The organism is Arachidicoccus sp. (assembly GCF_050436765.1).
In the GTDB taxonomy this organism is placed as follows: domain Bacteria; phylum Bacteroidota; class Bacteroidia; order Chitinophagales; family Chitinophagaceae; genus Arachidicoccus.
In genome coordinates this window covers 1-10,302 of record NZ_JBNQGD010000046.1, presented here as the reverse complement: position 1 = coordinate 10,302, position 10,302 = coordinate 1, and the positions used below count along the sequence as shown (strand labels likewise).

At 38.8% G+C, this 10,302-nt stretch carries 5 protein-coding genes; all 5 read right to left on the bottom strand.

The annotated features are described in order from the left end of the window. Positions 1 to 75: 75 nt before the first annotated feature. Positions 76 to 1,578 (bottom strand): glycan-binding surface protein, encoded by a 1,503-nt coding sequence (locus ACQR30_RS01820; protein WP_429730429.1) that lies wholly within the window; start codon positions 1,576 to 1,578, stop codon positions 76 to 78. Positions 1,579 to 1,601: 23 nt separating this feature from the next. Further along, a complete protein-coding gene (locus tag ACQR30_RS01815; protein WP_429730427.1) occupies positions 1,602 to 3,215 on the bottom strand; it encodes a RagB/SusD family nutrient uptake outer membrane protein in 1,614 nt (537 codons plus the stop codon). A gap of 31 nt (positions 3,216 to 3,246) precedes the next feature. Next, positions 3,247 to 6,441, bottom strand: coding sequence for a SusC/RagA family TonB-linked outer membrane protein (locus ACQR30_RS01810; RefSeq protein ID WP_429730425.1), 3,195 nt, complete (start codon positions 6,439 to 6,441; stop codon positions 3,247 to 3,249). A gap of 197 nt (positions 6,442 to 6,638) precedes the next feature. Further along, positions 6,639 to 7,106 carry a hypothetical protein gene (locus ACQR30_RS01805; protein ID WP_429730422.1) on the bottom strand — a complete coding sequence of 156 codons (468 nt, stop codon included), beginning with the start codon at positions 7,104 to 7,106 and terminating at the stop codon, positions 6,639 to 6,641. A 329-nt stretch (positions 7,107 to 7,435) separates the two neighbouring features. After that, on the bottom strand, positions 7,436 to 10,302 hold a 2,867-nt coding region (locus ACQR30_RS01800), incomplete at its 5' end, for a hybrid sensor histidine kinase/response regulator transcription factor (protein WP_429730419.1).

The window sequence follows — 10,302 nt, the reverse complement described above, 5'->3', positions numbered from 1 at the left end:
CTTAATCTTCATTTTGTTTTAATTTTTCAATTCGTTAAAAAGCCCCACGACGAAATGCTGCCATGGGGTTTTAGTTTATTTAATTTTTACACACCTAATATTGTCAATAGCGGCATAAAAACCAGTTGCAGTTTGCGAAGTACTGAAATTTTTAAGGGTCATATTATAACTATTCGCACCAGTAGGCCCTAATAAATCGCTTATTTGAGTAATTGATACACCATCACCTAATGTGTTAACTTTTGATTTGAAGTTACTTAAAGGAATAGTTACGGTTTCCCAGCCTTTCGTTTGAAAAGCAACGTTTTTAGCTTTCCATGGCTCATAACGCGCAACATAATTATCACCTGCAAATGCAGTTTCAATATAAAGAGTACCTCCATTCCATGGGTGAGCCACACTTATTTCAAATTTAAGAGCCCAGTCTGAAGGAGGATCTGTAATATCTGCCACAGGCATCCAGTGATTACCCGTATTAGAATTACCCAAGGGGGCGTACACGCTAGCACCGCCAGCTAAAACAGGAGAATTAAAATACACATACTGACTAGTATTGGTTCCGATCGAACCATTAAAATCGGCTATGTTATTAGCTAATGTAATATCTCCCCACCAGGCATAACCAAAATAATCACCCCACTCAAAATTTGCTAAAAGACCATCAGTAACGCCATTTTGAGTATTTACATTATAAACAGTAGAAACCATTCCATAACTGGTCACAATGGTAACTGGTCCACTAGAGTAGCTGTTCGAAGCTGGAGCCAGAAACGTAACATAAGTGCCATGTGGATCTTCTGTGAAATCTGTAATAGTAGCACCTCCAAAAGAAATTGACTGGATAGTTTTAAGGTAGGCACCATAAATATAAACTGAATCACCAACGTTGGCATTCTCATTGGAAATGCTGCTAATGGTTGGTGTAGCCTTTATCGTATCCACAGCTGTACCAGACTTAGTGGTTACCATAATTAGCTTGGTAGTAGTAGCTGCCGGCATTAAAAAGCCAAGAGAGTCCCCAGTAAAGCTCGAATTAAACTTTGTGATTTTCGTTCCTCCATATACAAACTGCTGAACAAATAATAAATTTGTACCATACAGATAAACCGAATCGCCCGGGGCGGCAAATACATCAGATATAGCATTAATAGTAGGTGCTGCAGGCCCCAATTTAAAAGAAAAGGTTGTTGAACCTGCCGGTGTATTATAGTTTAAGGTGTATAGCTTAGTGGTATCAATTGTTGAATACACTATATTCGGTATTTGCACAACAGCACTATTCGGCGCAAATAAAGCCGCGTTAAATTGGGTGGGAACGCCATTAAAATCAATTTCCGTCGCATTTTGCAGGTTCTGCCCAATTATAACCACATATTTTCCTGCCGCTACGTACAAGCTAGAATCAGTTGGACTACCAGTACTCAAAAGAGTATCCATAGGTGACGGATAATACAATCTTATGCTTGTAACAATAGGAGCGGCACCGCTGACGTCGCTCTTCTTACAGGCTGGCAGCAAAGCCACCAACGCGAAGAATAGTGGCAAAAAATACAAGCGGATGTCTAATTTATTTTTCATAATAATATATTTAAAATATTAAATTAATAGTAGGGTACTGCTGGCTGTGCCAATTTGGGGTCAGTGGTCAACTCAGATGATGGAATTGGTAGCGTAAATGAATTGATGGTTGCCGGAAGCGTCGAGGGTGGCGCAATTGTATCTCTAGTTGCTGTTTTCGTTATAGGATCATAAGTAAACGAAATACGACCATGATTGACATCCTGATCATTAAGGAAATTCACAGCTTTAACCGGATCATAATAAGAATATCTAACCAAGTCTATCCAGTATTGTCCTTCAAAAGCAAGTTCAACTCTTCTTTCGGTACGCAGTGTTGTAGCGTTCAGCACCGTTACAGGATCAACGCCGGCCCTTGTCCGCACTAAGTTAAAATACATAAGCGCATCCCCATCGGATGTAGTTGCATTATTGCCAAGAATCGCCTCGGCATACACTAGGTACACATCGGCCAATCTGAGAATCATAATATGTTCAATTGATGACCAACCATCCATTGTGGGCGAATTGTTATCTTTTTCGTTGCCAATAATGTGTTTCTTCAAGCCCGTACCGGTTGCCGTATAACCGCCATCGGCCTGATCTAATTCTGGATAATGATCCCCATTGAGCATAATAGTAGCTTTACGCCTTATTGTATCCTTAGCTGAATACATCTGATATAAATCGTAAGTTGGCGCCAAGGGCTCCCACCCCCCCTGCTTTTGAGGAAGAACGGCACTCGTTGGCGAAAAATAAAGTTGTATGTCATTGCCATTTCCATAACCCACTCCTGGAGCCCATTGGAGAGAAAATAATGATTCGGGGCTATCATTGTTTTGCGGCCTAAAAAGGTCATAATAACCTTGGTGGTTCGGATCATACTGCCCAAAAAGCTGTAACCCGCTATTTTTACAAACGTTGCCAGCATACTTTTTGGCGCTGTCAAGCAAAGCCTGGTTGCGTAGACCACCACTTTCACCTAAACCCGCCATGGTCAAATATACTTTGCCAAGCATTCCCTGCGCCGACCAGGTAGTTACCCGGCCTTTATCATCTGTTTTGGGGAGGTATTGCACTGCGTAAGTCAGGTCATTAGTAATGAATTTATAGACATCAGAAACAATATTGCGGTTAACTAGCGGATTTTTTATCAGTTTGCTGTTATCCTCAATAATTGGCACGGCACCCCAATACACTGCCAAATAATAATAAGCTACGGCACGAATAAATTTTGCCTCACCTATAGCTGCATTTTTGTCTGCTGGTGAAATGGATGAAGCGACCCTTTGCTCTATGGCATTAATAACGCCATTACATTGGCCGATAACATCATACAACCCCACCCAACCATTGGTTACAATACCATTTTGCCCGGTAATAGTGCGTGTAAAAAGTTGTACCAAATCGCCGTTATATTGAAAACTACCCGTGCCACTTAATACGTCTCCAAGTTGTAACCAGGCCTCATTATTAAATTGCCACCACTCCGAACCGCCATACAGGCTTGCCGTAGCTAATCGTAAATCAGAGGTGGTTTTGTAAAAATTAGCAGAACTTATCTGCGAGTTGGACGGACGATCCAGGAAACTTTTTTTACATCCGGCAATTGCTGTTACAGATAGCAGGATGATAATAATTTTGTTAATTGATTTCATAAACATATATTTTAAATCGGTGATCGTTTTATTATTTCAAGGCTATGTTTGCACCAATAGTAAACACTTTTGGCTGCGGATAATAACCGGCATCCCAACCTGCCTGAAGCGGGTTCCACGAACCAATCTCAGGATCCATGCCTTTATATTTTGTGATTACAAAGGCATTGGCTACAGTAGCAAATACCCTAACCGAATGCACGGATATTTTTGATAAAAGTTTGGCTGAAAACTTGTACCCTAAGGTGATGTTTTTGCATCGCAGGAATGAACCATCTTCGATCATCAAACTATTAGGGCGGTTATTACTGTTGGTATTGTCATTTCTCAATCCTACAATCGTTGTGTTCGGGTTGGTAACATATACATTGTTAACATCGGTTGCAGAGCCGTTGGGATCTACCAAAGCCAATTTCGCATAGTTTAATACCGATGTAAAATAAGTGGCAGTATTTTGCGGATTGTATTCCTGTATGGCCATTTGATTGAATATCTTGTTGCCATAGCTGCCGCTGAAGAAAATATTCAGATCAAAATTTTTATAGTTAAATGTATTATTGATACCATACTGGAATTTGGGGATTGGGGAGCCCAAAAAGGTTTGATCTCTTGAGTCGATGATACCGTCACCATTCAAGTCTTTAAACATACGGTCTCCATACCAGATGCCCCCGCCTGCCGCAGAAACCGGATAGGGTGCGCCATCGGAGTTAACCGGTAGGGCATGCGTTTGAAAATCACTGGGCTTTGCAAATATCCCATCAAATACATAGCCGTAAAATTCTCCAATGGGCTGACCCACCACTGTTTTTTCGATTATATCATTAATTACATAAGATTTTTGGCTTAAGTTAGCATCGCTGCCACCAGCACCTAAACTGAGCACTTTGTTAACATTCCGCGATAGGGTAAGACCGGTTTTCCAACTAAAATTTTTGGAACTAATATTGGTAGAGTTGATTTGGAAATCGAACCCTTTGTTGCTTATCGATCCGACATTGGCATAAGGCGCCTGCATGGATCCCGGTCCCCAACCTGCGACAGTACCACTGTATTCCGGAAGCGGCACCTGTAATAAAAGACCATGTGTTTCGCGGTCATAAGCATCAACTGTAAAACTTAACCGCCCCTTCAAAACCGAACCGTCAATACCTACGTTGTAATCAATTGTTTTTTCCCATTGCACCAACGGATTTGCCAAATTGTTTTGAAACTGCGCTGTACCTGATAAGCTATTTACACTCGATGCAAGTTGTGTTACAAACGTATTACCTGGTATGCCCTGATTGTTGGTTATCCCATAACCAAGTCTTAAATTCAATTCATCTATACTCTTAACACTTTTCAAAAAATCCTCATGATTAATTTTCCAGACAAAAGCGCCAGAATAAGTGGTAACCCAACGATTATAGGATGGAAAATTTGAAGAACCATCGTTCCGTATATTGCCGGTGAGCAGGTATCTGTCATTCCAGGAAGAATTGATACGACCGAAATAGGATTCCTGTGCAGAACCGCCAGTGGGGGTCGATTGCGAATTATCGCCGGAATTTGTGGCCGTGCTAGCATCACCTGAATTAAGCCCTTGCACATTGTTTGAGGGGAAAAGCCTTCGCCCACCGCTTAAGTAGTCAAAAGTACTCTGTTGCGCTTCATGCCCTACTAAAGCATCGATATGAAGTTTATTGAAATTATGATTATAAGTTAGATAATTGCGTATTACCGTATAAAAATTTTGGTTGGCGGTAGCGGAACCGGAGTTGGGGCTGAAGGCACCTTTACCAAAAGAATAACTTGGTGAAAACTTATCTTCTCTAGTAAAATCAAAGTTACCAGATAGTTCATTCCGCAGCTTAAAATCCTTAGAAAATTGTATTTCAGCATAAAGATTGCCAAATATTTGATTCCTAGTTTTCAAATCTTTGACAATTTGAGCTAATGCCACCGGGTTGGCAAAAGGTGGTACCCAACCGTTGGTGTTGGTAACACCGCCCCAGGAGCCGTCAGAATTAGTTACCGGAACATCAGGGGTAATACTTAACGCGGTATTGATTACACTGCTGGAAGTTGAATTTACATTTTCATCAACATGCGCCAACTGAAGGCTAGTCCCGATTTTTAGCCAATTAGTGGTTTGGTTATCTAAATTCAGTCGTAAAGAGTATCTCTTAAAATCAGACCCCTGTGCTATCCCCTTCTGGTCAAAATACGAGGTCGATAGTAAATAATGGGTTCTGGCGTCTCCACCGCTTACAGTAATTGTGTGACTGGTTTCGGGAGCCTTCCTGAATAGTTCATTTTGCCAGTTGGTACCAGCACCTAAATATTGGGGAGCGGCAAATTGGGGTCTGGTATCAAAGCCCCAAGCAAGGCCCCGGGCATTAATGATAGTTGCAAACTGCTGTAAATTCACCACAGGCAGTCGCTTCGATATTTCCTGGAAACCGTCATAGGTGTCATAAGTTATCTCCGGTGCGCCGGCTTTTCCCCTTTTTGTAGTGATCACAACCACGCCATTGGTTGCCTGCGAGCCGTAAATGGCTGTTGCCGAAGCATCTTTCAATACATCAATTGATTCAATTTCAGCAGGATTAATAGTATTTAAGGGATTTGAACCAGTTCCGGGATCGCCGACCGGTGGAATAATAACACCATCTATTACGTACAGTGGCGAATTAGAGCCGGTTATTGACGATACGCCATTTATCTGGATAGATACGCCGCCGCCGGGTTGTCCCGATACCTGTTGTACAATTACACCAGCCACTTTTCCTTGTAGTGCCTGATCAAAAGTGGTTGGCTGTGTCTTGCGTAGTTCATCCCCTGATATAGAGGCTACTGAACCAGTAACATCTCGTCTCTTTGCTGTACCATAACCTATTACAACGACATCATTCAAGTGCGAATCTGTTTGGGTTAGTTTCACAATAACCACATTGCTTTTCCCTATAACAACTTCGGCATTTTGATATCCAATCATTGTAACACGAAGTACCTCTCCGACAGATGCTTCAATTTTAAACCTTCCTTTTTCATCGGAAGTAGCAAAATGCTTCGTATTTTTTACATTAATGGTTGCACCGGCAAGTGGTGCAAAAGTACTTTGATTCATAATTGTACCTTGAATTTCTTCAACTTGAGCCAAAGCCTTACTTCCTGCTACTGATATTGCAAATGTTACCCATAAGAGGAACAACCGCAAAAGAACCGATTTGCTTTTTTTCATATTTATCCTTTATTGTTTGATTAATGATTTATTATTTATTGTACCAAGAATCTCCTTCGCTTGAACCAAAGCCCCATTTCCCACCCACCTAAATAGCAAAGAATGCTATCAAGAAGCGCAGTCTTAAAAGAACCGATTTCTTTTTTCATATTTATCCTTTTATTGTTTGATCAATTTTTTATTATCCACTTTTCCCTTCATAGATTAATTCTTTCCCCTTCCTTATCATTAAAATTCAAAGCCCTTGAACCATGCGGCTTATAAGAATATGCGTCTTTCTCATAATTATAATTTGTTCCTTCAGCTTCATATAAATGGAAGGAAGCATCTGCGCCCCTGTAAATATTCGGTATGATAGTACCGGAATGTAGATTAACCATGGCGATCAATCTCTGTGTTTTATTTGTCACGAAATCTTCAGAAGGAATGACTTGCCAAGAAAGATTGGCCTTCTTTTTATAAACAGCAATGAGGCTTTGTGTTGGTAAGATTTTTTTACATGGAGATTCAATCACTCTTATAATAGCGCCAGATACAACTTCTAGTTTTATGGCATGTGAAGTGCCGTCAGGCGCCTTAACACAAGAGGGCGACTCTGCCAATAGGGCAGTACCTATGAAGACAAATAAGAATGTAAACATTAAAGAACGAAGTCTCACGAGCATTAAACTATTTTTTGATTCAATGCTGTAAAACTATTGTTATTTAGCTTTTTCTTAGGTACTGGGATGTTTCAAATTGAGGCATCAAATGTTTCAAAATGATTGATTTTAAAGGCTATTTTTTATTTACAAAAAGCTTTTTACTATTTTAGTCTCAGATTCTACGTTTTTAGTTGAACCCAGAAAGATTTCTTTATTCATCTTAAAAAAGAAGAAATTCATCAGTTTTTGAAATAAAACAAATGTCATTTTGACAAGTATTAAATTCCATCAAGATAAAAAGAATGCATTAAGCAATAAATAGTCAAATTTTAATAACTCGATGTAGAGAGCTAGCAATCTTTTTGATCTAATAAATATTGAGTTGGTGTCACTTTAAATTCCTCTTTAAAGTTTTTGCTAAAAATCTTTGGGTTATTGAAGCCTACTTCATAAGCAATCTCCGCTATAGACTTTCCACTTTTAGTTAGTAATTTAGCTGCTCTTTTCAAGCGAATCAGGCGGATAAACTCTATAGGGGTTTTGGCAGTAAGTGAAAGGATTTTTCTGTATAAGGTAATGCGGCTCATAAACATTTCCTGGCTAAAATCTTCAACCGAAAAATCAGGATTATCGATATGTTTTTCAACAATTGCCAATGCTTGCTCCATAAATTTTTGATCGACGGACGTAATCGTTATCTCACTCGGGTTTACTTCTATTTGCTTTTGGAATCTATTTTGCAATAATTTTTGTTGTGCCATTAGATTCCTGATACGCGAATTTAGAATTTCAAAAGTAAAAGGTTTTGTAACATAATCATTCGCACCCGCTTTTAATCCCTCCAATTCCTTTTCTTCACTTCCTATAGCTGTAAGAAGAATAATAGGGATATGCGCTGTAGGTGTTCCCGTTTTAATTTTTCTAACCAACTCGACTCCATCCATCAAAGGCATCATAATATCGCTAACAATAAGATCTGGATTTCCAATTTTAATTTTCTCCCACCCTTCTTTTCCGTTTGTTGCCTCTTCAATATGATATTGTTCTTTCAAGTTATCTTTTAAATAAAATCGAAGATCTTCATTATCTTCTACTATTAAAATCGTCTTCTTTTTAGTCGTTTTGGATTCGATTTGTTCCTCGTCATTTACCATTATAGGATTGACTACAACCCGAACGGGCGCTTCAAATACTTTTTTCGCAGGCAGCAAAACGGTAAAACAAGTACCTTTCTCTGGCTCGCTTTTGACCGAAATAGTTCCATTGTGAAGTCTTACAAATTCTTTTGTGATAGCTAAGCCAATGCCTGTACCCTGGTTTACCATACTTTCAGGAACATCGGTTTGGAAAAAACGTTCGAAGACTCTTTGATGCTTTTCAGCTGGAATCCCAATGCCGTTGTCTTTTACTTTTATTGCGAGGGTGCCATTTGCGTCATCATCTCCAAAAGGTTTATACAGTAAATCTATGCTTACCACACCATTGTCATGCGTATATTTAAATGCATTGGAAAGTAAGTTAAATAAAATCTTTTCTATTTTATCTTTATCAAAATAAATCTCCAAACTATCAACATTCGAAGCGTAGGAGAATTGAATCTTTTTCTTTTCTGCGATATCTCTGAAAGAGTGACTAATATCTTTACAAAAAGCAACAATATCACCTATGGCAGGATATAGTTTTATTTCTTGAACTTCCATTTTTCGAAAGTCGAGCAGTTGGTTAACCAGATTAAGTAAACGCTTTGCATTGCGTTGCACAAGGTTCAATTGAATTCTCTGTTCTTCATCCGTCGTTTGATTAATAATTTTATCTAGCGGCGCAATGACCAAACTTAACGGCGTTCGAAACTCATGGCTCACATTGGTAAAAAACTTCGTTTTTAACTGCTCAAGAGAATGAATGCGCTCTGCTTCTTTACGTTGATGGACTAATTCATAGCGCATGTGTATTCTTTCCAAAGAAATGCGTCGGATTAAAAAGAATATTCCACCAGCGATTAATAAATAAATAATATAGGCGAGACCAGTCCTCCAAAATGGCGGTTCAATAACCAAGTAGAGTTTTTTTACATGACTCCAAGAGCCATCACTATTTAAGGCCTTTAGTTTAAAGGTATATTTCCCAGGATCTAAGTTTGTATAAGTAGCTGTTCGTTCAACACCATTTGTATATAACCAATCAGCGTTAAACCCTTCTAACATATACGCATACTTTTCGTGGTTGCTGTGGTTAAAATCGAGTGAAGCAAATAAAATGGAAAAATCATTTTCGTTATGCTTGAGATCGAGAGCTTTAAGATTCAATAAAGATTTGGGTAGCAGAACGCGACCATTCACCATTTCGCCAGACGAAACGATTTTGTTTAAAATCTTTAATTCGGTAAAAACAATTTTAGGTTGATATACAGTCTTCTTAATAATGGAAGGATCAATGATATTAAACCCGGAAGGTCCTCCAAAAATCAATTCGCCATCTGTTAATTTAAGGGCTGCATTATTATTAAATTCCTGATTTTGAAGATTGTTCATTTCATCATAATTGATTACAGAAATGACAGTCTTATTTTTATTTTGTTTGGGAATAATATTACACAATCCATTAAGGGTAGATATCCAAAGAGTTTGATGATCATCTTCAACAATATTTAATATCCTATTGTCGGGCAGTCCATCGGCTGTTGTAAATATTTGAAAGTTTTTCTTTTGCTCATTAAACAGATTCAGACCATCACGTGTGCCTACCCAAATTCTACCCTCCTTATCTGCCAACAGAGAGACAATATAATTATTACTTAAACTATTCTTTTGGATTGAATGTTGATAGACGATCCATTTCTTTTCATTTTTTGAAAAAACAGCAACGCCATTACCCGTACCAATCCATAAATCACCATTTTTATCTTCAATAATTTTAGAAATAAAATTGGAGGGCAACATACTGGGTTTTCCGGGGGACTCCTGGAAATGCTCAAACCGCTTTTCCTTTCTATCAAAAAGATCTACGCCTCCTCCCAAAGTGCCTATCCATAAATTTTGTTCACGGTCTTCAAAAATATCCCAGATATTATCGTTTGATAAACTGGAAGAATTATTATCATTATGGCGGTAGTGCGTAAATTTATTTCCATCAAAACGATTAAGCCCACCGAAGTAAGTCCCGGCCCAGAGTATCCCATTATGATCAATACAAAGACTTATAATCACATTACTGCTGA

Excerpts from the sequence above, each read along its gene's own strand:
- ACQR30_RS01805 (WP_429730422.1), bottom strand. The coding sequence starts at position 7,106 with ATGCTCGTGAGACTTCGTTCTTTAATGTTTACATTCTTATTTGTCTTC.
- ACQR30_RS01810 (WP_429730425.1), bottom strand. The coding sequence starts at position 6,441 with ATGAAAAAAAGCAAATCGGTTCTTTTGCGGTTGTTCCTCTTATGGGTA.
- ACQR30_RS01820 (WP_429730429.1), bottom strand. The coding sequence starts at position 1,578 with ATGAAAAATAAATTAGACATCCGCTTGTATTTTTTGCCACTATTCTTC.
- ACQR30_RS01815 (WP_429730427.1), bottom strand. The coding sequence starts at position 3,215 with ATGAAATCAATTAACAAAATTATTATCATCCTGCTATCTGTAACAGCA.